Annotated in this window: 26 protein-coding genes and 1 pseudogene; 12 read left to right on the top strand and 15 right to left on the bottom strand. The window is 60.9% G+C overall.

Annotated features, from left to right (window positions below; translation table 11 throughout):
• Positions 1–46 precede the first annotated feature (46 nt).
• The 4 genes from U8326_RS00560 to U8326_RS00545 all read left to right on the top strand — a co-directional run bounded on the left by U8326_RS00560 (position 47) and on the right by U8326_RS00545 (position 4122).
• Positions 47–1735, top strand: a complete 1689-nt coding sequence (locus tag U8326_RS00560; protein ID WP_324741718.1) for a sulfatase-like hydrolase/transferase — start codon at positions 47–49, stop codon at positions 1733–1735.
• Positions 1736–1834: 99 nt separating this feature from the next.
• Entirely contained in the window at positions 1835–2671 is an 837-nt protein-coding gene (locus U8326_RS00555; protein ID WP_324741717.1) for a universal stress protein, read from the top strand.
• A gap of 258 nt (positions 2672–2929) precedes the next feature.
• A complete protein-coding gene (locus tag U8326_RS00550; protein ID WP_324741716.1) occupies positions 2930–3484 on the top strand; it encodes an LLM class flavin-dependent oxidoreductase in 555 nt (184 codons plus the stop codon).
• Between the two features lie 224 nt (positions 3485–3708).
• On the top strand, positions 3709–4122 hold the full coding sequence (locus U8326_RS00545; RefSeq protein WP_324741714.1) for a hypothetical protein: 414 nt from the start codon (positions 3709–3711) through the stop codon (positions 4120–4122).
• A 36-nt stretch (positions 4123–4158) separates the two neighbouring features.
• Here U8326_RS00545 and U8326_RS00540 read toward each other — a convergent pair whose 3' ends face one another.
• A complete protein-coding gene (locus U8326_RS00540) occupies positions 4159–5121 on the bottom strand; it encodes a 5'/3'-nucleotidase SurE (protein ID WP_324741713.1) in 963 nt (320 codons plus the stop codon).
• 311 nt (positions 5122–5432) lie between these two features.
• On the opposite strand from U8326_RS00540, the gene U8326_RS00535 reads away from it, so the two are divergent.
• Complete coding sequence (locus U8326_RS00535; protein WP_324741711.1) at positions 5433–6143, top strand: hypothetical protein; 711 nt, start codon at positions 5433–5435, stop codon at positions 6141–6143.
• 27 nt (positions 6144–6170) lie between these two features.
• Here U8326_RS00535 and U8326_RS00530 read toward each other — a convergent pair whose 3' ends face one another.
• On the bottom strand, positions 6171–6533 hold the full coding sequence (locus U8326_RS00530; protein ID WP_324741709.1) for a hypothetical protein: 363 nt from the start codon (positions 6531–6533) through the stop codon (positions 6171–6173).
• Positions 6530–7792 carry an aromatic ring-hydroxylating dioxygenase subunit alpha gene (locus tag U8326_RS00525; RefSeq protein ID WP_324741708.1) on the bottom strand — a complete coding sequence of 421 codons (1263 nt, stop codon included), beginning with the start codon at positions 7790–7792 and terminating at the stop codon, positions 6530–6532. The genes U8326_RS00530 and U8326_RS00525 overlap by 4 nt, the downstream gene beginning before the upstream one ends.
• Before the next feature lie 169 nt (positions 7793–7961).
• Here U8326_RS00525 and U8326_RS00520 point away from each other — a divergent pair, with 169 nt between their 5' ends.
• Positions 7962–8720 carry a glucose 1-dehydrogenase gene (locus tag U8326_RS00520; protein WP_324741707.1) on the top strand — a complete coding sequence of 253 codons (759 nt, stop codon included), beginning with the start codon at positions 7962–7964 and terminating at the stop codon, positions 8718–8720.
• A gap of 35 nt (positions 8721–8755) precedes the next feature.
• Here U8326_RS00520 and U8326_RS00515 read toward each other — a convergent pair whose 3' ends face one another.
• The 6 genes from U8326_RS00515 to U8326_RS00490 form a co-directional block, all read right to left on the bottom strand.
• On the bottom strand, positions 8756–9238 hold the full coding sequence (locus U8326_RS00515; RefSeq protein ID WP_324741706.1) for a DUF421 domain-containing protein: 483 nt from the start codon (positions 9236–9238) through the stop codon (positions 8756–8758).
• On the bottom strand, positions 9238–9756 hold the full coding sequence (locus U8326_RS00510) for a hypothetical protein (RefSeq protein WP_324741705.1): 519 nt from the start codon (positions 9754–9756) through the stop codon (positions 9238–9240). Before U8326_RS00510 ends, U8326_RS00515 begins: the two co-directional genes overlap by 1 nt.
• A 121-nt stretch (positions 9757–9877) precedes the next feature.
• Entirely contained in the window at positions 9878–10384 is a 507-nt protein-coding gene (locus U8326_RS00505) for a CinA family protein (protein ID WP_324741704.1), read from the bottom strand.
• Between the two features lie 57 nt (positions 10385–10441).
• Entirely contained in the window at positions 10442–11293 is an 852-nt protein-coding gene (locus U8326_RS00500; RefSeq protein ID WP_324741703.1) for an SDR family oxidoreductase, read from the bottom strand.
• Between the two features lie 162 nt (positions 11294–11455).
• Entirely contained in the window at positions 11456–12169 is a 714-nt protein-coding gene (locus U8326_RS00495; RefSeq protein ID WP_324741701.1) for a BON domain-containing protein, read from the bottom strand.
• Positions 12170–12251: 82 nt separating this feature from the next.
• Positions 12252–12437 (bottom strand): hypothetical protein, encoded by a 186-nt coding sequence (locus tag U8326_RS00490; RefSeq protein WP_324741699.1) that lies wholly within the window; start codon positions 12435–12437, stop codon positions 12252–12254.
• A 92-nt stretch (positions 12438–12529) separates the two neighbouring features.
• On the opposite strand from U8326_RS00490, the gene U8326_RS00485 reads away from it, so the two are divergent.
• Together U8326_RS00485 and U8326_RS00480 are read left to right on the top strand one after the other, a co-directional pair.
• Positions 12530–13033: a flavin reductase family protein gene (locus U8326_RS00485; protein ID WP_324741698.1), complete on the top strand. Its 504-nt coding sequence runs from the start codon at positions 12530–12532 to the stop codon at positions 13031–13033.
• 138 nt (positions 13034–13171) lie between these two features.
• Complete coding sequence (locus U8326_RS00480) at positions 13172–13405, top strand: DUF1153 domain-containing protein (protein WP_324741697.1); 234 nt, start codon at positions 13172–13174, stop codon at positions 13403–13405.
• A gap of 18 nt (positions 13406–13423) precedes the next feature.
• Here U8326_RS00480 and U8326_RS00475 read toward each other — a convergent pair whose 3' ends face one another.
• A complete protein-coding gene (locus U8326_RS00475; protein WP_324741696.1) occupies positions 13424–13729 on the bottom strand; it encodes a hypothetical protein in 306 nt (101 codons plus the stop codon).
• Between the two features lie 186 nt (positions 13730–13915).
• Positions 13916–14101 (bottom strand): hypothetical protein, encoded by a 186-nt coding sequence (locus tag U8326_RS00470; RefSeq protein WP_324741695.1) that lies wholly within the window; start codon positions 14099–14101, stop codon positions 13916–13918.
• 494 nt (positions 14102–14595) lie between these two features.
• Here U8326_RS00470 and U8326_RS00465 point away from each other — a divergent pair, with 494 nt between their 5' ends.
• Positions 14596–14868, top strand: coding sequence for a hypothetical protein (locus U8326_RS00465; RefSeq protein WP_324741694.1), 273 nt, complete (start codon positions 14596–14598; stop codon positions 14866–14868).
• Positions 14869–14960: 92 nt separating this feature from the next.
• On the opposite strand, the gene U8326_RS00460 is transcribed toward U8326_RS00465, so the two are convergent.
• The 4 genes from U8326_RS00460 to U8326_RS00445 all read right to left on the bottom strand — a co-directional run bounded on the left by U8326_RS00460 (position 14961) and on the right by U8326_RS00445 (position 17580).
• Positions 14961–15197 carry a DUF333 domain-containing protein gene (locus tag U8326_RS00460; RefSeq protein WP_324741693.1) on the bottom strand — a complete coding sequence of 79 codons (237 nt, stop codon included), beginning with the start codon at positions 15195–15197 and terminating at the stop codon, positions 14961–14963.
• 119 nt (positions 15198–15316) lie between these two features.
• Positions 15317–15811 carry an OmpA family protein gene (locus tag U8326_RS00455; protein ID WP_324741692.1) on the bottom strand — a complete coding sequence of 165 codons (495 nt, stop codon included), beginning with the start codon at positions 15809–15811 and terminating at the stop codon, positions 15317–15319.
• A gap of 10 nt (positions 15812–15821) precedes the next feature.
• Positions 15822–17054 (bottom strand): diguanylate cyclase domain-containing protein, encoded by a 1233-nt coding sequence (locus tag U8326_RS00450; RefSeq protein WP_324741691.1) that lies wholly within the window; start codon positions 17052–17054, stop codon positions 15822–15824.
• A gap of 4 nt (positions 17055–17058) precedes the next feature.
• The gene (locus U8326_RS00445; protein ID WP_324741689.1) at positions 17059–17580 is read right to left on the bottom strand and encodes a YfiR family protein; all 522 of its coding nucleotides are present in this window, start codon (positions 17578–17580) and stop codon (positions 17059–17061) included.
• Positions 17581–18297: 717 nt separating this feature from the next.
• Here U8326_RS00445 and U8326_RS00440 point away from each other — a divergent pair.
• The 3 genes and pseudogenes from U8326_RS00440 to U8326_RS00430 form a co-directional block, all read left to right on the top strand.
• On the top strand, positions 18298–19629 hold the full coding sequence (locus tag U8326_RS00440; RefSeq protein ID WP_324741688.1) for a DNA methyltransferase: 1332 nt from the start codon (positions 18298–18300) through the stop codon (positions 19627–19629).
• On the top strand, positions 19626–20480 hold the full coding sequence (locus tag U8326_RS00435) for a DUF5681 domain-containing protein (RefSeq protein ID WP_324741687.1): 855 nt from the start codon (positions 19626–19628) through the stop codon (positions 20478–20480). The genes U8326_RS00440 and U8326_RS00435 overlap by 4 nt, the downstream gene beginning before the upstream one ends.
• A pseudogene (locus U8326_RS00430) lies at positions 20467–20784 on the top strand (integrase core domain-containing protein); the annotation flags it as partial. The gene U8326_RS00435 and the pseudogene U8326_RS00430, both read left to right, overlap by 14 nt.
• Positions 20785–21020: the final 236 nt, after the last annotated feature.

The following is a 21020-nucleotide window of genomic DNA, read 5'->3' as shown; positions in this document are numbered from 1 at the left end:
GTTACAGCTATCGCCGCTCCGGGAATGTGTCGGTAGAATGACTATAATGATAAAAATTATCCTGATCCTGTCATATCTTGCTTGTGACTATCAGGCCTTCGTCGACCGGCTGGCGTCCGTCGGCGGCGGAGCGGCGCTGCTCGTGTTCTTCGCGCTCTATGCCTTGCTGGCGGCAAGCCTGTTCCTTTGCGCATTCATCCGCGCCCACACGGTTCGCGTGGCGCTCGCGGCGCTGTTTTCAGCCGCATCCGTCTTTCAGCAATCCTTCGAATGGACCACGCAAGGGGCCTTCACATACGAAGCGTTCCTCAACCTCTATAATGCGAGCGGACAGATCGGCGATGCGGTTGCCCAGCATGGGCAAGTCCTGTTCAAGACGATACTGGCCGCGGCACTGCTGTTTCTGGGCATTGCATTGCCACCCCGGCGGGTGCGTTTCGATCCGCGATTTGCGCCTGCCGCGCTGCTGATCGCGTTCGGGTCGCTTTCGGGGCTGCTCTACCTGCGGGGCGGCGAGGGTTCGCGCGCCCTGCCCGCCGCCTATCCCGCCATCTCCTATGTCACGCTGATGGCTGGCGAACGCCTGCTGGAAGACAAGGGGCCGCGCGAAAAGGTGGCCATTCAACGCAATGCCGCCCCCGTGGCCCGAGACATCGTGCTCCTTGTCGATGAAAGCGTGAGCGGCAATTATCTGGATATCAACAATCGCAACGGCGTGCGCAGCGGATTGCTGGAGCCGCGCGCGCGGATGCGGCTTGTCAATTTCGGCTATGCCGGCTCGATCCACCGCTGCAGCGCCAATTCCAATATCGTTCTGCGCTATGGCGGCACGCAGAAGAATTATCAGCAGGCGATCGCGCATTGGCCTTCGATCTGGAACTACGCCCGGCAGGCGGGCCTGCGCACGGTCTATATCGACGGGCAATCGACCGGCGGCGAACTCCAGAACATGATGGACAAGGCCGAACGCAGCGAAATCGACGACTTCATCCAGTTCGACGGAACCCCGGCGGTCGAGCGCGACATGCGGATCGCGGCGGCGCTGGCCGGCAGGATCAACAATGGCCGCCCTGAATTCATCCTGGTCAACAAGGTCGGCGCCCACTTCCCCATTCAGGACAAGTTCCCCGAAGCAGCCACACAATATCGGCCGGTGCTCGAACGGGGCGACCACCCGCTGGCGATCTGGACGAGCGATCGCACCGGCTTCAACGGAAGCGCGGAGGAATGGGTGCGCTACCGCAATTCCTATCGCAACACGCTGCTATGGAACGTCGGCACGTTCTTCGACCGCCTGCTGGACAAGGCGGACCTGAGCAAGGCGACCATCCTCTACACCTCGGATCATGGGCAGGATCTCCACGAGCGGGGCAATCCGGGCAACAACACCCATTGCGGCGCGGAATTCGCCGCGCAGGAGGAAGGGCTGGTGCCGCTCGCGGTGATCGAAGGCGCAAGCGGGCGCTCGCTGGACTGGGCCTCGGCGCTTGCGGCCAATCGCAACGGATCGAACCATTTCCGCATCTTCCCGACATTGCTCGTGCTGATGGGTTACGATCGGCCGGAGGTGCGCGAACGCTATGGCTCACCGCTGGACGAAGCGGGCGAACCTGCGCTGGCCTATAATGTGAATTTCTACACTTACCTCGGCCGGACGCCGGAATTCCGCCAGATCGAGCTGCGGGAGATCGTCGATCCGCCAGCCTCGGACTATAACGCACTGGTACGGAAATAGAATTATTTCACGCCATCCATCGGATTTCATAACCGGAACAGTCGTTGCGGGCAGTCCGCTTCACGTGCAATAGAAGCACCGCAGAGTTGGAGGCTGGAAATGATCGTGCGTGACATCATGCTGCAGGCAAACAGCTATCCGGAGCCGACCCCCGCCTGGGCAATGGAACGCACTGCGGAACTGGCCGCGCAATTCAACGCAAAGATCACCTTAGGGGTCTGCCAGGTTCATATTCCGCCCGTTTCGAACTGGCTGGCAAACTCGCTTCTCAATATTGATGGGATGATCGGCAGCGAAAATAAAAAAAGCATCGACAATGTAAACACGCTGGTATCTCAGTTCACTTCCATCGTGCCGGCGGAATATCGGGGCGAAACCATCGTGATTGATTGCCCCGGCACCGTCACGCCCTGGCAGCTCGCCGTCCAGGCACGGGTCCATGACCTGATCGTCGTTCCCGTTTACGAGCACGGCCAGATTTCCGCGATGACCGAGGGACTGGTCTTCGAATCCGGGCGCCCGGTGCTGTTGCTGCCCGCGATGGATGGCGGCGCATTGAAGCTCGACCGGATGGTCGTGGCATGGGATGGCAGCCGCGTGGCGGCTCGCGCCTTGGCCGATGCCCTCCCGTTCTGCCAGCAGGCGCAGGCCGTTTCGATCGTGCAGGTGACTGGCGAAAAGGATCTGTCGAAGACCCTGCCGCTATCCGGCGTGGTGCGCCATCTCGCCCTGCACGGCATCGCGGCCGAACCCGTTGAAATCGAGCTTGAAGGCCAGGATGCCGCCGCAACCCTGCACTCCTATTGCGAGCGCGTCGGAAGCACCCTGCTCGTCATGGGAGCTTACGGCCATTCGCGGGCGCGCGAATTCGTTTTCGGCGGCGTCACTCGATCCGTTCTCCATGACTCGAAATTGCCGGTGTTGATCTCGCATTGAGTTCTTCCTTCCCGGCCGAGGGCTGAAAGCGCCCTTCGCGCCATCAAGGGGAAGGAAGAGTTGGCACGACCCAACCTTCGAATAGAACGACCCGCGCGTCAGGGCTGCTTCTTCGAGGCCATATCTCATCCTGCCGCCGGCATTTCCTTTCTCCAGCGACGAAAATGCCCGGTTGATCCGCGTCAAAGACCCGCTTCCCCGAACAGATAAACAAAAAGCGCTTCGACACTGTTCGTATAAGCCTGAGAGGAAGCAATCATGACCCGCCTGCGCTTTGGAGCCTTTATCGCACCGCATTTTCCATCGAACGAGCATCCATCGCTCGCGATGGAAGAGGATATGGACCGCGTGGTCCTGATGGAGCGACTGGGCTTCGACGAAGCATGGATCGGCGAGCATCATTCCAGCGGGTGGGAAATCAACGGCAGCCCCGAGCTGTTCGCGGCTGCGGTTTCCCAGCGCACCAGCCGGATAAAGCTGGGCATGGGCGTCGTCTCCTTGCCCTATCACAATCCATTCATGGTCGCCGACCGCATTCGTCAGCTCGACCACATCACCAAGGGGCGGACGATATTGGGCATGGGACCCGGCTCGCTTCCATCCGACGCTTATATGATCGGGGTGCCAACGTCCGAAGCGCGCGACCGGATGGAAGAAGCGATCGAGCCGATCGTCCGGCTGCTGAATGGCGAAGTGGTTTCGGCGAGAACCAGCTGGTTCCATCTTCAGGAAGCCCAGCTCCAGCTCGATTCCTATAATGAGGGTGGCGTGAAATCGCGGTCGCCAGCCAGGTTTCGCCGACAGGCGCGATAGCCGCCGGCAAGCATGGCCTCTCACTGCTGTCCATCGGCGCGACTTCGGCAGGCGGTTACAATGCGCTCGCCAGCAATTGGCAGATCGCGGAGGAAACGGCAGCGGAAAGCGGCCAGAGCGTCAGCAGGGCCGGATGGCGTCTGGTCGGGCCGGTCCATATCGCAGAAACGCGCGAGAAGGCGCGCGCGAATGTCCGCTACGGCCTAGAGAACTGGATCAATTACATGTCGAATGTCGCGGCCCTGCCGCTGGCTCCGCCGCCGGGAGTCGATCCGATAGATTTTATTATCGATACCGGTTTCGGCGTGATCGGCACCCCGGACGATTTCGTGGCGCAGATGGACCGCTTGCAGGAGCAGTCGGGCGGCTTCGGCTGTTTCCTCAATCTCGACAACCATTGGGCCGATTGGGCGGAAACCAGGCGATCCTACGAATTGATCGCCCGCTTCGCCATTCCCAGGATCAACGAGCTTAACCGGCATCGCCATCGGTCCGAGGCGTTCCTGCGCGACAATCACGCCAAGTTCCGTGGCGAAATGGATGCCGCCGTTCGCGCGAAGCTGGAACAATATGCCCGCGAGAAAGGGGCCGACAAGCTCGCGCCCGACATCGTGGCTCACTACGCCGCCCAGGCGTGAGATTGCTCCGGGGAAGGTGGCGACGGAACCGATCCGCTACCTTTCCAGGAAGCCCCGCAGATATCGCTTCATCCGCTCCCGGGTGGATGGCTGATGATCATATCCGGCCTGCATGACGCTGACCGCGATATGCTTGCGGACCACGACGGCCTCATCGTCCTTCTGATCGTCGCGTGGCCCCTCGGGGTTGCTGGCGATCACAATGCCCGGGCCATGCATCTCGCCGAGGCCATGGACCGGGGTTAGCGAGGGATCGCTCCTGTCTGCCGCAAACTTGACCTGCAGCCCGTCGTAAGTGCCGATGCGCGCCAGTTTCCACTGTGCGCCTTGAAGCTCGTCCGGAAAATTCACGTTCAAGGCAATGCCGGCCGGAAGCAGGGCCTGCCCCTTCGACCGCTCATCCAAAGACTTCACCAGATGCACGATCAGCCTGGCAACCGCTTGCGACCCGGGATTGGCGAGATTCGCGTCATCGGCCGTGCCTGCCGAGGCACTCAGGGCAATCGCGGGAATCCCCCGGACCACGGCATATTGGGCATTGCTGACCGTGCCGGAACTGACCACGATGGAGCCGATATTCTGCCCCTCGTTCGGGCCGGAAAGCACCAGATCCGGCGCCTTGCCCCATCGCTTTGCGGCCACTACATCCAGCCCGTAGAGCATCGCCATGACCGGCGTGCCATCGACGTAGAAGAAGTCGTTCTCGAATCCGGCCCGCGTCATCGGCCCCGCTCCGGGATCGCCGGCTTTCGCCGCGTGGCCCTTGCAATTCACCGCCAGCGGACCGAGTGGCTTCGCGAACTGGACCGCCGCGCCCATGCCGCTCTGATTGAAGCAGGGCACCGAAACGATGACATCATGCCCCTCGGCCTTGAGAGCCTCGTAGAGCGCCTTCACATTGCTGGTCAGCCCATCATCGTTGGACAGCACGATGTTGCGGGCGAATGCGGTTGCCGGCTGGATGACGAGCGCAAGGGCCGCCAGAAATCGAAGATGCATATTTCAAGCTCCGCCTATGTTTGCGCCTCGGGCATATACCCTGGACGAGGGTTCTTTCGGTTCGGTATGGTCAGGCACGCTTCGAGAAGAAATTCATCGAACCCTATCCGGCCATTTGATGGGCCCTTGGCCTTGGCAGCGCCATGGGTCTTCATGGCTTCAACATTGGCTGGATTGGTCGGGTTGGGGAAATCCCATATCAAACGCGGCGATATTGAAGTGGCTTTGCGGTTCCAGATTCCGTTTTCATGCCGATTTCATCCCACGCTATTGTGTTTAACAGTCAATTACAAACGGTCTAGCAGCGATAAATGAACGACAAGCGACCAAGAGATGCCAAGATGCTGAGCAATCAGATATTGGGAATGGAGCGGGCGAAACAGCGCCGGCGCGAGGCGATATTCGCAGCCGCCGAGACGATGATCCGCTCGCGCGGCGATACGGGTTTCTCGATGAACGATCTGGCGCGGCAGGCCTCGATCAGCACCTATACCATCTATAATCTGATCGGCACCAAGGACACCGTCTTCTATACATTGCTCAACCTCGGGATCGACCGGATCGAGACCGTGCGCGCCGATAGCTTCGAGGAAGGGGATACCCTGGAAGCCATTTTCAGCGCCGCCGATTCCGTGGTGGCGACCTTCGTCAAGGACGCCGATTTCTATCGCCCCTTGATGCGCCATCTGCTGGGCGTTCCCGACCCGGTCAATCGCCCTCATTTCATGGCAAGATCGTTCGACTACTGGCTGTTCGCCATTACGCCGGCCTTGGAAGCAGGCGTTTTTCGCGAAGACACTGCCCCTCATGCCCTTGCCCTGACCATCCAGGTCTTTTTCACCGGCGTAACCGATTACTGGGTGCATGATGAAATGACGGATGACGAGTTTCTCCGACAGATCCGCTACGGCGTGGCCGCATTCCTGCTTGCATCTGTTAAAGACCCGGATCGACCGCGCCTGATGGCGATGATGGGCGACAACAAGGCCGGAATAGAAGCCGTCGTCGCCCGCCTGCGCTAGAGTGGGGAACCTCCCTGCGAGGATCGCTTATCCGAAGGGAGCCGTGCTTCGGATCAGTTTGATGGAATTGGGATAGGGGGTATCGGGAGCACGAGGCTGCCCATGAATCTCGACCGCCACCGATGCCTGGGCAAGCCCGAGCAGGAGCTTGGCGAGCCGGGCAACGTCGTCCGGCATTTCCCCTATCGGATAGCGTTCGATAAGATCGAATGCTTCGTCCGCGCGTTCGATCATGGAATCGTAGAATGAGCGGATTTCGCCCATGTCCGCCTCGCAGCGCACCTCCATCCGCTCCGCCGAAGTTTCGCAGCACCATTGCGCCATGAAAGGTTCCAGCGCCTCGAAGCCGCTGGGCAGCCCTTGCTGCACGGGTGAGGAATGTCCGCTCATGCCAGCGCCTCCTTGACCGTGGCGGATTGAGTCCATTTCAGGACATGATCGAGCGAGTGGCGAATGGCGACCTCGCTGTCCTGAAGGTGCATCGTCGCGGTGCCGCTGGATTCGATGCCGCGCTGGGTCCACCACAGGTTGCTCAAATCTTCCAGAACCACTTCCCCGACCCGGGCGATATAGAGTTCCTGCAGAAACCGTTCCCGGAAATGCTTCGCTTCGTTCATGTAGAAACGCACTTCATAGAAGCACTGGTTCTCGGACATGGGCCAGAACTGATGGGTGAGAAATCCGCCCGGGTTGGTGTCGATGTGAAAATTTGGGAAGACCTGGTTGATGTCCATCGACCAATGGTTGGTGCGGTTGGGATTGACCGCGGGATGCTTCAGGTAATCGGCCGCATCCTCCAGCGTGGCCTGAGCGATCACATTGCCCGCCTCGCCGGCCTTGCTGCCGAGTTTTTCCACCCTGGAATTCGGATCGGCCGCATATTCGGTGTTGCCGAAAGCCGAAATGGTGCGGTGAGGGCCAAGCGGTTGCGCGCTGATCAGCCGCGAGTGCGGATTGATCGTGCCGGCGAAGGTCGAACCGATGGTCTGCTTGTGGATATGGGGGATGTGATACGTCTCGATGAAAGCGTCCGACGCCGCCTTCCAGTTGGCTTCGAGAACTGCGGTATAGACGACCGGGTTATGCGCCCCGAGATAGATCATCCCGCTCAGATAGTCTTTTATCGGGCCGAGGAATTCCTCAAGCGTGACCTCCGGCTCGTCCATCAGATTGACGAAGATCCAGCCCTCCCACATCGCGGTGGAGATCTTCTTGAGCCCGCAAGCGGATTTCTGGAGGCTGGGGAAGAAGTTCTCTTCATCCGGCACACCCAGCAGGCTGCCCTTATTGTTGAAGGTCCACTTGTGATACTGGCAGGAGAACCGGCTCGCCCTTCCCGCTTCCGCCCTGACGACTATGCCGCCACGGTGCGGGCAGCTGTTGTGAAATGCCTGGATATGGCCCGATGCGTCCCGCGTGATCAGCACGGAGATGTTCCTCGGGTAGAGCTGCTTGACGATGAAGCTGTTCTGCTCGGGAAGCTCCTCTTCTCGCGCCATGTAGAGCCAGGCGCGATCGAAGACCTTCTCCCGCTCCAGCTCGAAGAATTCCCTCGAGCGATAAGGCTCCAGCGACCTTACTTCGGTATCCAGTCCGAACCGCTCGGTGAATGTTCCCCGGCCCGTAAAATCCTCTCGCGTCATATCCATGGAATGTGCCTTTTTGCTCTGGTTCCAAGAAGCTTGTGGAATCACTTTTAGCATCTATACTAAAAGTCTGCAATGCCAAGGCGGAACCCGGGGGCAAATCAGGCTACTCAATGCTGTCGCCTACACCCCCGGCCCGGCCCGCGCCATTGAAACTCAAGGGAGAAATCTGATGGAAGGTCTGAAAGGCAAATCGATCGTCGTAACCGGCGGCGGCAGCGGGATCGGTCGAGCGACCGCTGTGATGCTGGGAAAAGCCGGGTGCAATGTGACGATTGCGGATCTGCATCCCGATGCAGGCGAAGCCGTCGTCAGGGAAGTTCAGGCCGCGGGCGGAGACGCGCAATTCATCCGAACCGACGCCAACCTCGAGGACGATGCGCGGAACATGGTGAAGGCCGCGGTCGCTCGATATGGCTGGCTGGACGGCGCGTGCAACGCAGCCGGTGTCCAATCCTGCAGCAAGCTGGTTCATGAAATGTCGGCAGAGGAGTGGGACCGCTGCCATAACCTCAACATGCGCGGGCTGTTCTTCTGCAACAAGCACGAGATCGCGGCCATGCTGGAGAATGGCGGTGGATCGATCGTGAACATCGCCTCCAGCGGCGCCCTGGCGGCGTTTCCGAACGGCAGCGAATATTGCGCCAGCAAGGCGGGCGTATTGGGTTTCGTGAGAGCGGCGGCGCTGGATTATGCCACCAAGGGCATACGCATAAACGCGGTGCTTCCGGGCGGCACGCTCACCCCCATGCTTGCCGAAGCCATGGAAACCGATCCCGGGCTGGAACCCGCCATCGCGGCGGTTCATCCGATGAACAGGTTCGGGCAACCGTCCGAGATCGCATCCGGCATTTGCTGGCTGCTTTCGGACGGGGCCAGCTTCGTTACCGGCGTCAGCTTGCCGGTCGATGGAGGGCATACAGCAGTGTAGAATCTCGCTGGCAAGGCGGACTGGCCCTTTCAGGCCTATTTAGGCTCCGGCTGATCCTTTTGATCGCTTCGCGCGAACTCCTGCTTGCCGATGAAGCTGATCTTGCCATTCGGCTCGAGGATCGCCCAGTCGACCTCGCCTACCGTCGCGATCCCGGCCAGCCGCATTTCGGATTCGACCTCTTCGATGGTCATGCGATCCCGCCGGAGGTTCGCCTTCAAAAGCTGGCCGTTCCGGATGATGACGCGTGGCTCGTCCTCCAGCAGCTTGCGCAGCGCGGGAAAGGCATAGGCCAGCCAGCCGAGCAGCACGGTCCAGAAAGCGAAGGTGAATATCGCCAGCGTAGCCCCCGTGATGCTGAAGTCGTTATGGGTGACGCCCTGCTGGATCAGATCGCCGATAACGACGAGCATCACGACTTCAAACGGAGCCATCTGTCCCAGTTCGCGTTTGCCGAGCAGGCGCAGAAGCACGAATGTGATGGCGAACAGGATCGTCGCGCGGATTACGATATCCATCAGGGAAGCACCTTGATTGCGACCGGGATTGTCGCCAGCCTGCTCTGGCCGTCGAAAACAGCCACTTCGCCGCGATTTGTGCCGATCAACGGCGGGTTGACCTGCCCGTCGAATTTGATCCTGATCCGGCTTCCCGCTTCCACCGGCCCATATCGGAAGCGGAACTGGCCTTCGCGATAATCCTGCTCGCCAGCTTCGGGCAGCGTGGTGTTGATAGTCATGTCGCGCCACAATTCCGCAGTCAGCGCGATCGTCAGATCCTCGATGTCCCTGCGTGCGAGAACATCCACATCGGTTTCGAAGAATACGCCGCTGCGCAATGTCGTCGGCATGGCGAGCGTCACATGGGCCGAGGGAGCGTCAGCTGTCAGGCGCGCGGAGCGGCCGCCACCGAAAAGGCCGGCCATTGCCAGTATCAAGAGCGCAGCGGGGATGGAAAGAGAGAGCCAACCGCGAAGCGGCAGTGCTTCACCCTGGGCCAGATGCTTCTGTCGGATGCCGTCAGGAAGTATGTTCATAATGGCCGCTCCTGCCGCTAAGCAACGAAGCATCTCCGATGGGGTTCCGGCGGGCGAATTGGGGTTGATGCGCAGCGCTGGCTTCGGCCGAGCCTTGCCTCAAGCGGTTTGCCATGCCCTTTTACCGGGCCAGTGCGCCCCTCAGCAGGTCCAGCGCAAATCGGGTGGCGATCGCCTTTCCTTCTTCCCGCTCGACCGGGCCGAAATGACATTCCCGATGAATCCGGTAGCCATCGCGCTTGCAAACCGCGAAATGGACCAACCCGTTCTCGTGCTTTCCGGCCGAGCCGGTATAGCCGCTGACGGCCACGGCCACATCGGCAGAGGATCTGGCAAGCGCCCCTCCGGCCATGGCGAGAACGACGTCCTTGCTGACCGCCCCTTCCGCTTCGATCAGGGAAAGAGGGATGCCGAGCAATTCGTTCTTTGCCGCGTCGGAATAGGTCACGAAGCTGCAATGCACGCGATTGCTCAAGCCTTCCACCTCGGTCAGGACCGAAGCGATCTGGCCGCCGGTGCAGCTTTCCGCGGTAGCGATCACCATTCCAGCATCGTCCGCAAGCTCCAGCACCTGCCGGGCCAGATTTTCCAGCGCTCCGGCTTCGCCCTGCGTTTGCACATGTCCCATGAAGCGCTCGCCTCCCCCTATCGCTCGCGGCAGCGGAGATATGAGCAGAGGCCCGCGTTAACTGCCGACAATGATCCCACCATTGGGATGAAGCACCTGCCCGCTCATGTAGCTTGAATCCTCGCAGGCGAGGAAAAGGAAGCTGGGAGCCACTTCGTTCGGCTGGCCGGGGCGGCCCATGGGCGTGCTCTCGCCAAAATGCTCCATCTTCTCCTCGCTCGCCCCGCCGCAGGGATTGAGCGGCGTCCATATCGGCCCGGGGGCGACGGCATTCACCCGGATGCCATCGCCGATCAGGTTCTCGCTCAACGAGCGGGTGAAGGCCGTGATGGCGCCCTTGGTGCTGGAATAATCCAGCAGTTCCTTCGAGCCCTGATACATCGTGACCGAGGTGCAATTTATGATCGCCGCGCCTGGTCCGAGATGGGGCCGGACCGCCTGCGTCAGATAGAACATGCCGAAGATGTTGGTCTGGAAGGTCCGTTCCAATTGCTCCTCGGTGATGTCGGTGATGTCCTTGTCGGGATGCTGCTCGCCGGCATTGTTGACGAGAATGTCGATGTGTCCGAAGGCCTCGATCGTTTGCTGCACGATGCGGTCGCACATCTTCCTCGAACCTACGTCGGCCTTGATGGTTATGGCCCTGCGTCCTTCGGCCTCGACGATCTTCCTGCTATCGGCGGCATCGTCATCCTCGAGCAGATAGACAATGGCGACATCGGCGCCCTCCCGCGCATAGAGGGCCGCCACCGCGCGGCCGATGCCGCTGTCGGCGCCGGTTACGATCGCCACCTTGCCCTTGAGCCGGTCGGAGCTGCGATAGCGCGGCTGCCATTCGGGCTTCGGCTCCAGCCTGCTTTCGTGCCCGGGCAAGCCGTCTTCATGGATCATCGGCGCTGTTTCAACCATCTCGGTTCTCGAAGACCTATCGGGGAACTGCGGCGAGGTGGATTGCCCCGCCGCCGTTCCGTGCCTTTATCAATCGGCCCCGGTGCCGGAGGTTCCCGGCGGAGCGGGGCGGCGAAAGGCGGGAAGGGTTTCGCACCCTCCCCGCCGCTTCGATCCGTCCGTTCATTGCGGAGTCGATAGCTGAACGCGGAGATTGTTCTGGACGTGCTTGACGCCTGAAACGGCTTCGGCGCAATCTTCCGCGCGGCGCTTGGCGAGACGGCTTCCGACCGATCCATCCAGGCTCACCTCGCCTTCATCCACGCTTACGGTGATATTGCGGGCATCGACCTGCCAGTCATCCGTCAGCCGGTCGCAGACATCTTCCAGGATGCGGGAGTCGGAACGGGAATATCCGGACGGCCCATGGCCTCTATGGTCCTCCTCGATCCGACGGGCCGCTTCCTCGTCCCCGAACCACTTCGCTATATGATCGCCGGCCCTTTCCAGGAAGCCGCGCTCCTCATCGCCCTGACGATAGCTGTAGGGAGAAACCGGGGCATAGCGGCCACCTGACGGCTGGACGAAATCCCGCCCGCCATAATCGTCGCTGGTGAAACTTGCGAAGTTCGCTCCCGCGTCTGCGCCATAGGCATTGTGCGAATGCCGCAGAGGGGCCGCTCGACCTGCCCCACGCTGGTAATAGTTTTCATAGCCGCGATTTTGGGGGGCAGAGGGATAAGCCCTGCTTCTCTCGTAATTTTCATTTCGCTGCGGGTCAGAATAGGATTCCCCGAATTGATCCACGTCGCTCTGCCATTGCTGGGGCTGAGGGTAATCTTGCGAAAACTCGGATTCCCCGAATTGACTGCGGCGGCTCCGGTCACGGTTGTTCATGGCTTTTCCTCTCGGATTAAAGGATGCGTTCCCGTCATGCGATCCAAACGCCCGGCCGCGCGGCTATGTCCCCCTCTCGTCTCTAAATAGCGCCACCCCGGCGTAGATTTTCGAAGCGCGCCGCGCGCCGTTCGCGCGGCAGGGCGACCTGCTCGCCTGCCGCGTCCAGAGCGGGCACGATCATGGCGGCCGTCATCATCTCGAGCAGGGTGGCGAAGAAAGCGGGATGCCGGTTCGGATGGACGGCGCGGCCCTTGATTTTCGTCATATTAAGAAGGCCATCGAGCCGATAGAATGTTTGGCGGAATGGAGGGCTTTCGCTGATCCCCGGCGTCGGCCCGTATCTGGAGTAGGACTGCCATGGATGAACAGGACCGCAAAACCGCGCTGCGCATGATCCCTTACGGGATCTATGTCATGACCGCCGTGGGCGAAGACAATGCGATCGCCGGGGCCACCGTGAACTGGGTTACCCAGACCAGCTTCTCGCCGCCCTTGCTGGCATTGGGCGTGAAGGCCGATTCCGGCGTCTATGCCGCGGCCAAGGCGAGCGGGCATTTCGTCCTGAACATCCTCGGCAAGAACCAGCAGGGCACCGCCTTCGCTTTCTTCAAGCCCGCGGTGGTGGAAGACGGCAAGCTCTCGGGCGAGGAGATCGGCTGGGCGAGCAACGGCGCTCCGATCCTGAAGAGCGCCCCGGCCGCAGTCGAATGCCGGGTGGTGGATGTGGTCGAGATCGGGGACCATCATACCGTTGTCGCCGAAGTCACCGCCGCGCATGTCCATAGCCATCCGGAAGGCCGGCCCGACGATGCGGTTCTGGCGATGAAGGATCTGGGAGAGAAGGTCTTCTATGGCGGCTGAGCGATAAGGCCGGGGCGTGCCTTCGCCCTTTCCCGGCGAGGGCACGGCCTATCGCGATTTAACCATGTTCGTTGATCGAAACTTAGGCATTGGGGCCAAGGATCGCATGCGACAGGGGGGCAGGAATGGAGCCCCGAAATGCAGCATGCAGATTTCAAGAGCAGCAATTTTTCCGAGCCGCTGGGCGTGCTCCCGCGATCCTACAGAGTCCACTGGACGCCTTCCCGCAAGGCCCAGGTCGTAAGGGCCGTGCAGACAGGGCTGCTCAGCTTTGAAGACGCTCGCAAGCGGTACATGCTGAGCCGCTCAGAGTTTCAGAGCTGGCAGCGGTCCCTGACCGAGAACGGTCTGGACGGACTGCGGATTCAATAACCGGCCCGCGCCGCCCGTTCATCTGGGAACGCAGCGGCCGCGGTCCCCGGCCTGGCAGGCCGCGACATCCGCCTGCCATTTGGCCATCGCTTCCTGATGCGCGCGTTCGACCCGGGCCTTTTCCGCTTCATAGGCCTTCACGGCTTCCTCGTGCGCCCTCACCGCCTCCTGATTGGCGGCGTTCTGCTCCAGCTGCTTCTGCGCGAGTTCCGCCTGCTGGCGATTCAGTTCAGCGCGTTCTTCTTCCGGGGATACCTCGGCCGGCTGCGCCTCCGGCGCCGCGGCGGCAAGAACAAGAGCAAGCGTGAGGGTGATCATCTGCATCGTCTGTCTCCTCTGCAATGACCCGACCATAAGGTCTCCCAGCCATTTGCCCAACCGCTTTCAGCCGGGAGCCGAACCCGCGGGCCGCCCGGCCGGCGAGATCGGCAAGGATCACGCCCGCCAGACGGTTCCGCAAATCGAATAAAGCGCTGCCAACCGCATTGGCGCGCCCTGCCTTGCTTGTATTCAGCGTAGTGAATGCTCCTGCCCCATCGTCGATATCATCCACGACGCGAGGGCGGCGGCGATCAGGCTCTTGGCTTCGCTTTCGTCCAGAAAGCGGGCGTGCAGATCGAGAGATCTGCGAAGATCGTCGGGAACTTCCGTGCCAAGGAAATTGCTGGGAATCTGCACCTGCGACATTTCTGACATAAACCTTCTCCTGATTGTGATCATTTTTATATTCCCCGCCGAACGACATGATCCCGAAAGCGATTGTCAGGTCGTAAAGCCAAGCATTCCGTTACTCAGCAGGGTTGCCGTCTACAAAATCGGATTAGAACAAGGTCGCTTTTCGGCGGATTTTGAAAGACAAGACCGGATGATTGGCACTGCATGAACTGACAGTTCCAAAGATATGAAAAATCCAAGCGAAATATTATATCCCGCTGAGGCCCGGCCGTCTTTGGCTTATGTACATATTATCCTTCCGTCGTCGCTGAATGCGCACGGCTCATCATGCTCAAGGTTTATGGTAAACGATCCGTCGGCATGGGAACGATAGATAGCCGGCCGGCGACTCGGAATATGCGCGGCCGGCTTCGGCTCGCCGCTTCCCTCAACTTCAAGCAGGGCGGCCACGGCAGCGCCGGCCGCGATCCGCTTGCCGATTGACTCGTATCGGCCACGGGCCTACCCGTGCCGTTATGCTGACGGAAAGAGATCGAGCGAAGCAGCAGTTTCGCCGGATGGTGATATGGATCGCCGTTGCCGGCGTTCTCATGGTCGCCGGCGCCCTGACCTATCTGGGCTATCAAGGCTCCCTCAGCACGCACACCACGATCGCCACCATCCTGGGCGTGTTCATCTCCGTAGCGCTTGGCTCCGGGCTATTCGCGCTCGCATTTTTCAGTGACAAGAGCGGGCACGACGATCGTGTAACGGATGCAACCAAATCCGATAACGCGGACCAGCACTGATCTCGCGTCCGGTTGCCGGCACCTGCCCGCCTGTCGGTCTCAGCTAGCCACGCGGCCCGACCAAGAAAGACAGGCGATGGCGCAGGGCTTGGTCAGCCGCCATCGCTTTTATGATGGGCGCGATAGAGCTCCCATTCCTCGATGACGCGACCATCGGGCAGGTGGCAATAGCCGCTCTGACCATCCGGCCCTTCGCGGATCTCGAGTGTTCCGCCCTGTTCCTGGCAGAACACGGAGGCGGGATTGGCCATGCCGACGGGGCTGTTTTCCGCAGGGGTTGCCGCGCAGCCTGCCAAGGCAAGAAGGGCGCAGGCGGCCAGATACTTCATCCGTTTTCTCCCGATGGAGCCTGAAAAGCGCCCTGTCCTATAGGAACGGAGGCGCTCCAAGGCCAGCTTGCCCTGATTATTCCCGTCCCGTCACTTCTGCTGCGAGCGGGCAGCACTGTCTAGAAGCTATAGCTCTCGCCGGGGCTGACTATGATTGTGACGCGACGGTTCTCGCGCCGCCCCTGCGCCGTGCTGTTGTTCTCGATGGGGCGAGAGGCCCCCATGCCGCGCACCTGGACGCTGCTTTCCTCCATTCCGCCCGCTATGAGCGCGCTCCTGACCACTTCGGCGCGGCGGAGCGAAAGCTCGCGATTATACTGTTCGCTTCCCATCGCATCGGTATGGCCATCGATCCGGCATCCCGCGATCCCCACTTCCAGCAAACGTGCCGCCATGGTTTTCAGCCGTTCGAGCTGTTCGGGGGCGAGGCTGCTCTGATCGAACGGGAACAGCAGCTTCCCTTCCAGGCCCAGTTCCCACTGCCCGTCGGTCTCCACGAAATCATACGATTCCAGAACCGCGACTTGCTCCTTGGAGAACCCCGTGGGCGCTGGCGGCACGGTCTGGCATGATGCAAGCAGGGGGATGGCAAGGAAGAAAACGGCCAATCGCACCCAATAATCCTTACAAGGACGAAGCCAGGTCATTGTTCCTCCTCCGAAGCTTGTCTCGATACATGGCCTCATCGGCCATCTTGCAAAGTTCCGCCGCGCTCCGGCCATGGGCCGGATAGAGCGCGCACCCGACACTAAGGCTCATATGGACAAATCCGTGCGAGGGTATCGTTATGGGAAACCGCATCGTCTGGCCAATCCGCTCGACCACCGACGCGACCTCGTCCGGGCCGACGGGCGATGTCAGGATGACCGCAAATTCGTCTCCGCCCAAACGGTAGACGTGGTCGGCATTGCGGATACAGGAGGACAACCTCTCCGAAACCGCCCGCAGCACCGCATCCCCGGCATCGTGGCCATAAGTGTCGTTGATGCGCTTGAAGCCGTCCCCATCGAGGTAAAGCAGCGCAAAGCCGCTCTCCTGCTCCCGGGCGTTCCCGATGGCCTGCTCCAGCCGTTGTTCGAACAACGCCCGGTTTCCAACTCCGGTCAGCGGGTCATGTGTCGCCCGACGCTCCAGTTGCCGGTTCTCCTGCGTCAGTCCCTCATACCAACTCTGGAGTTCCGACAGCAGCGAGTTGAAGTCCTCGACGAAGTTGTCGACTTCCCTGAGCCCGGGCGCGGGGACGCGCCGGCTGAAAGCGCGCTCGACCCGAACCGAGCGGGCCACCTCCACCGCATGATTGAGCGGATCGATCACACCGGAGTGCAGCCTGCGCGCGAGAATGCTGGTGGCGAGCATCGCAATCCCGACGCAGCAGACGACAATGACAATCCCGGAGAAGAGGAACCGGATCATCGCCGATGAGCTGCCGAAGACGAGGACCTTGGCGATCACTTTCCCGTTTCTGGCTATCTCTATCTTCGCGGGAGTGGAAAACAGCACATCGTTGCCGAATTGCAGAATCGCCGGGGGGATGAGGCCCTCGAAACTCCGCGTGGATCGCGCCATTTCCTTGCCATCCGCACCGACGATCACCAGCCGGTCCACCATGTCCCCGGTCGCGACCGAGCCCATGCCTTCGCGGACGGCGGCCACATCGCCGAAGACGATGGCCGGCTCCACCGTGTAGGCCACGGTCCGCGCGGTAAGATGCAGGCTTCGCTCCATATGATGGATCATCGCGACCGCGCTGGATGCAATGATCGTTCCGCTGGCCAGGATGAGCGCGAGGAGGATCAGCGACCTGTATCCTCGGGAAAGGATGGAATGGAGGCTGGGAGAAACCATCTTGCCTGACATAAGTTTAAAGCCCCCTCGCCATTCGGAATATCCGGGGGTCAATCCTGACTTTCGACCGGGCGACAGCATCCACATTAAGCTCGAAGGACAGGCTGTTCCTGCCATAGATCAGGCAGATCATGGCTTCGCTGATGCATTGCGGATCGTGCTCGGCAATGGTCACGACCGGCGTTCCGCGCACCAGCGCGTTCCACTGCCTGGCCCTGCCCAGCTCGATCTTTCCCAGATAGAGGGCGTCGCAGGCCGATGCCGCGGCGGAATCGAACTGCGTGAAACTGCGCCGCCTGATCGGAACGCCATTGTCCAGCGAAGCATGGGGGAAGCCTTCACCGAAGCGCGCTTCACCCACCACGCACAGGTTTATGACCTCGCGGCGCTTGGGCCAGCGGGTATATTCCAGAACGGACTTCACCAGATGCGCCGTCGCCCGGGCAGCATCCGAACCGACCGGAACCGCGACCGGCGTGATGCCGTTGGTCGCGCAGATCAGCAGCGGCGCAGCCAGCAGCAGAAACCATCGCTTCATCCGCAAATCCGCCCTTGAACCTGTATGGTTCCGCTCGAAGCGTTCACCACCCGTATCCTGCGCCCTTCATCCGGAGATTCAGACTGCCAGTTCTTAGGCAGGCGACAAGCGGAAAGACAAGCCTGCTCTGCCTGCGCCCGGATGAAAGCCCGCACCGGCCCCTCATCGGATAGCGGCGAAGGTGCTAAGAGAATCCTTAACGCGGCCCCAGCATCGCCCGAAATTCAATCTGGCGAGCCAGCCTGGAAAAATCGCCTCCGAAGCGGAGAACAGGCAAAACCCGAAAACAGCCGAAATGCGAATGGTGCGCGACGCAGTCCAAAGCGAACCAGTCTCTTGGCTGTTTTCACTATTTTACAGGGAATCTACAGGGAAATTGCGATTTCTGGGGCAGCATCAGCTTATTCGGAGCCTTCGAAAATAGCAGAATTCCGCCATTTCCCGAAGCAAATTCCCTGTGCGTGGAACAGGGAATTGGATCCAGCGGATCAGCGATCCTGCTTCCGGCAAACAGGGATCCGATTAGGGAAAACAGCGACCCCGCTCTTGGCCGAAGTTGAGCCCGCGGACCCTCGATTGCAGCATTGATCAACGGCCTGCCAGCTCCACCCTCGTGTTACTGCGATTCGCTTGTTCCCTCTTCGTTCTTGACTGTCCGGCCTAAACGTGGTAAAAGCCGCACTCCATCGCCGTGACGGCTGACGGGAGAAACGAGCAATGAACTACCCTACCCAGCAGGTGATCGACCTATCGATCGACATCCTCAAGCCCTACCTGCGCAATGCGCGGACCCACTCCAGAAAACAGATCAGGCAGATCGCCAACTCGATCGAACGGTTCGGGTTCACCAACCCCGTGCTCGTGTCAGAGGACGGCGAGATCATCGCCGGCCATGGCCGGGTCGAAGCGGCGAGGTTGCTCGGACGCCGGTCCGTGCCAACGCTGTGCCTCGCGCACCTGTCGCAGACCGAGCAGCGCGCTTATATCCTTGCCGACAACAAGCTCGCGCTGAACGCCGGCTGGGACAAGGAGATCATCGCCATCGAGCTCCAGGCGCTCGTCGACCTCGAGTTCGACGTGGAGCTCACCGGGTTCAGCCTGGCCGAGATCGATCTCGCGATCGACGAGGCGAGCGAGGCTGCCACGGATGGTCCCATGGCGCCTGAAGACGCGGTGTCGCTGGTCAGTGGCGATCCGGTCTCTCGGATGGGTGATATCTGGGAGCTGGGACGTCACCGGCTGCTTTGTGGCGACTCCCGTGATGCCGCTGGAATGGATCGCCTGCTGGATGGTGCGCGAGCCGATCTCGTCTTCACCGACCCACCCTATAACGTCGCGATAGACGGCAACGTCTGCGGGCTCGGATCCGTCAAGCACCGCGAGTTCGCGTTTGCTTCGGGCGAGATGAGCGAAAGCCAGTTCACCGCGTTCCTGACCGAGACGCTTGGCAACATGTCCCGTGTCATGAGCGACGGGGCAATCGCCTACGTCTGCATGGACTGGCGTCACATGAGCGAACTCCTGACTGCGGGGAGCCAGTGCTTCACCGAGCTCAAGAACCTCGTGGTCTGGAACAAGACAAATGGCGGGATGGGCGCCTTCTATCGCTCGAAGCATGAGCTGGTGTTCGTCTTCAAGCAGGGGACCGCGACCCACACCAACACCTTCGGGCTCGGTGAGACGGGCCGCTATCGTACCAACGTGTGGGACTATGCCGGTATCAGCTCGGTTGGTGCTAACCGTTCGAACGAGCTCGCGATGCACCCCACGGTCAAGCCGGTCGCGCTTATCGCGGACGCAATCCGCGACTGTTCGAAGCGCGGGGAGATCGTGCTCGACGGGTTCGGCGGCTCGGGAAGTACGCTCATCGCGGCCGAGAAGACCGGTCGCTCGGCCCGCCTCATCGAATACGACCCGCTCTACTGCGACACCATTGTGAGGCGCTGGCAGGATTACACCGGTAAGCAGGCAATGCTCGCCGGCACTTCCGATTGTTTCGAGGATATCGGCGACGAACGTCTTGGCTTCGGCCGGGAGGCGGCTGAATGAGCGGCGCCGACGACAAGGGTGAGGTCGACGATAAGCGCTTGGCGCCCTACAAGGTCGGTTACGGTCGCCCTCCGGCCGAGCATCGGTTCCGGAAAGGCACCTCGGGCAATCCGCGTGGGCGCCCGCGCGGATCACCGAACAAGCCGAAGATCGACACTCGGGTCGGCATACGCGTTGCCGAGGCTTACCTGCGCGAAGAGGCCTACCGGACGGTCACGCTGCGCGAGGGTGACAGGGTCATTGAGCTCCCGGCGATCCAGGCGGTGTTCCGCGCGATGGGCGTCTCGGCTCTCAAGGGTAACCGGTTCGCTCAGCGCACGCTCACCGAGATGGTCACCAAGCTCGAACGCGACGACTTCACCTCTCGGCTGGAGTCGTTCGGAGCGTGGGTGAATTACAAGCACGAGTGGACCGAGGCGATCGAGCGGGCAGAACGAGCAGGCGCCGCGCCCCCTCGTCCGATACCCCATCCCGCCGACGTCATCCTCGACCCGAACGATGGCAGCGTCCGGTTCACCGGGCCGATGACCCGCGAGGCGCGGGACCGCCTCGATGAGGCGCTCAAGCGCCGCACCGAAGCGCAGGAAATCGTGACTGACTGCGCCAGGCAATACCGCGAGACCGACGATCCGAAATTGAAGGAGGTGTATCTCGACGAATGGCACTGGGAGCAGCGGATGTTCGACATCATCAACGATGCCGTCTCCGAGCGTTACAAGACGAAGTTGGAGAGCAGATCATATCGCGAGGGCGCTTCTCGGCCCGGCAAGGCCCTAGACGAACTCAGGGCAAGCAGGGCATTACGCGATGTGTCCGTCGTCGGAACACTAGTTCGCCGACAACGGCGGTGAATTTACCGGTCGCCTGGTCGATCTTTGGGCCTATCACCATGGCGTTCGGATCGACTTCAGCCGCCCTGGGAAGCCGACTGATAATGCCTATATCGAGACGTTCAACGGATCGTTCCGGGATGAATGCCAGAACCTGTATTGGTTCGCCTCGATCCCTGAAGCAAGGCGTCTGATTGAGGCTTGGCGAAGGGAATACAATGAGAGCCGTCCTCACATGGCCCTTGGCAATCTGACCCCGGCGGAATATCTTGCCGGATCAGGATTTTGCTTGGCCCCGATCGGGGCCAAGCAAGCCGGAAACTAACGCTGCAACTGGACCACCATCCCCAAGCACTTCATGCCGCATATCAACTAACTACGTAACCGGACCAGTCATCGCGGGCAGTCCAATCAACCGCAAGAAAATCTAGCGGCTTTATCGTGAGGAGAAGCTAGCCACGCATCATACCAAGGCCGCCGCGCGGTAATGGCGGTTCCAAACGTATGCCGTCGGTGTGGCGCAAAACGCGCTGGCTCATGCGATCGAGAAGCCCTAGCACC

The sequence above is a fragment of the Tsuneonella sp. CC-YZS046 genome, assembly GCF_035581365.1.
Lineage (GTDB): Bacteria > Pseudomonadota > Alphaproteobacteria > Sphingomonadales > Sphingomonadaceae > JAWKXU01.
This window is presented reverse-complemented; position numbering and strand designations above follow the sequence as displayed.

Coding starts and splice junctions, on each gene's coding strand:
- U8326_RS00560 (WP_324741718.1), top strand. CDS start 47: ATGATAAAAATTATCCTGATCCTGTCATATCTTGCTTGTGACTATCAG.
- U8326_RS00555 (WP_324741717.1), top strand. CDS start 1,835: ATGATCGTGCGTGACATCATGCTGCAGGCAAACAGCTATCCGGAGCCG.
- U8326_RS00550 (WP_324741716.1), top strand. CDS start 2,930: ATGACCCGCCTGCGCTTTGGAGCCTTTATCGCACCGCATTTTCCATCG.
- U8326_RS00545 (WP_324741714.1), top strand. CDS start 3,709: ATGTCGAATGTCGCGGCCCTGCCGCTGGCTCCGCCGCCGGGAGTCGAT.
- U8326_RS00540 (WP_324741713.1), bottom strand. CDS start 5,121: ATGCATCTTCGATTTCTGGCGGCCCTTGCGCTCGTCATCCAGCCGGCA.
- U8326_RS00535 (WP_324741711.1), top strand. CDS start 5,433: ATGAACGACAAGCGACCAAGAGATGCCAAGATGCTGAGCAATCAGATA.
- U8326_RS00530 (WP_324741709.1), bottom strand. CDS start 6,533: ATGAGCGGACATTCCTCACCCGTGCAGCAAGGGCTGCCCAGCGGCTTC.
- U8326_RS00525 (WP_324741708.1), bottom strand. CDS start 7,792: ATGGATATGACGCGAGAGGATTTTACGGGCCGGGGAACATTCACCGAG.
- U8326_RS00520 (WP_324741707.1), top strand. CDS start 7,962: ATGGAAGGTCTGAAAGGCAAATCGATCGTCGTAACCGGCGGCGGCAGC.
- U8326_RS00515 (WP_324741706.1), bottom strand. CDS start 9,238: ATGGATATCGTAATCCGCGCGACGATCCTGTTCGCCATCACATTCGTG.
- U8326_RS00510 (WP_324741705.1), bottom strand. CDS start 9,756: ATGAACATACTTCCTGACGGCATCCGACAGAAGCATCTGGCCCAGGGT.
- U8326_RS00505 (WP_324741704.1), bottom strand. CDS start 10,384: ATGGGACATGTGCAAACGCAGGGCGAAGCCGGAGCGCTGGAAAATCTG.
- U8326_RS00500 (WP_324741703.1), bottom strand. CDS start 11,293: ATGGTTGAAACAGCGCCGATGATCCATGAAGACGGCTTGCCCGGGCAC.
- U8326_RS00495 (WP_324741701.1), bottom strand. CDS start 12,169: ATGAACAACCGTGACCGGAGCCGCCGCAGTCAATTCGGGGAATCCGAG.
- U8326_RS00490 (WP_324741699.1), bottom strand. CDS start 12,437: ATGACGAAAATCAAGGGCCGCGCCGTCCATCCGAACCGGCATCCCGCT.
- U8326_RS00485 (WP_324741698.1), top strand. CDS start 12,530: ATGGATGAACAGGACCGCAAAACCGCGCTGCGCATGATCCCTTACGGG.
- U8326_RS00480 (WP_324741697.1), top strand. CDS start 13,172: ATGCAGCATGCAGATTTCAAGAGCAGCAATTTTTCCGAGCCGCTGGGC.
- U8326_RS00475 (WP_324741696.1), bottom strand. CDS start 13,729: ATGCAGATGATCACCCTCACGCTTGCTCTTGTTCTTGCCGCCGCGGCG.
- U8326_RS00470 (WP_324741695.1), bottom strand. CDS start 14,101: ATGTCAGAAATGTCGCAGGTGCAGATTCCCAGCAATTTCCTTGGCACG.
- U8326_RS00465 (WP_324741694.1), top strand. CDS start 14,596: ATGCTGACGGAAAGAGATCGAGCGAAGCAGCAGTTTCGCCGGATGGTG.
- U8326_RS00460 (WP_324741693.1), bottom strand. CDS start 15,197: ATGAAGTATCTGGCCGCCTGCGCCCTTCTTGCCTTGGCAGGCTGCGCG.
- U8326_RS00450 (WP_324741691.1), bottom strand. CDS start 17,054: ATGTCAGGCAAGATGGTTTCTCCCAGCCTCCATTCCATCCTTTCCCGA.
- U8326_RS00445 (WP_324741689.1), bottom strand. CDS start 17,580: ATGAAGCGATGGTTTCTGCTGCTGGCTGCGCCGCTGCTGATCTGCGCG.
- U8326_RS00440 (WP_324741688.1), top strand. CDS start 18,298: ATGAACTACCCTACCCAGCAGGTGATCGACCTATCGATCGACATCCTC.
- U8326_RS00435 (WP_324741687.1), top strand. CDS start 19,626: ATGAGCGGCGCCGACGACAAGGGTGAGGTCGACGATAAGCGCTTGGCG.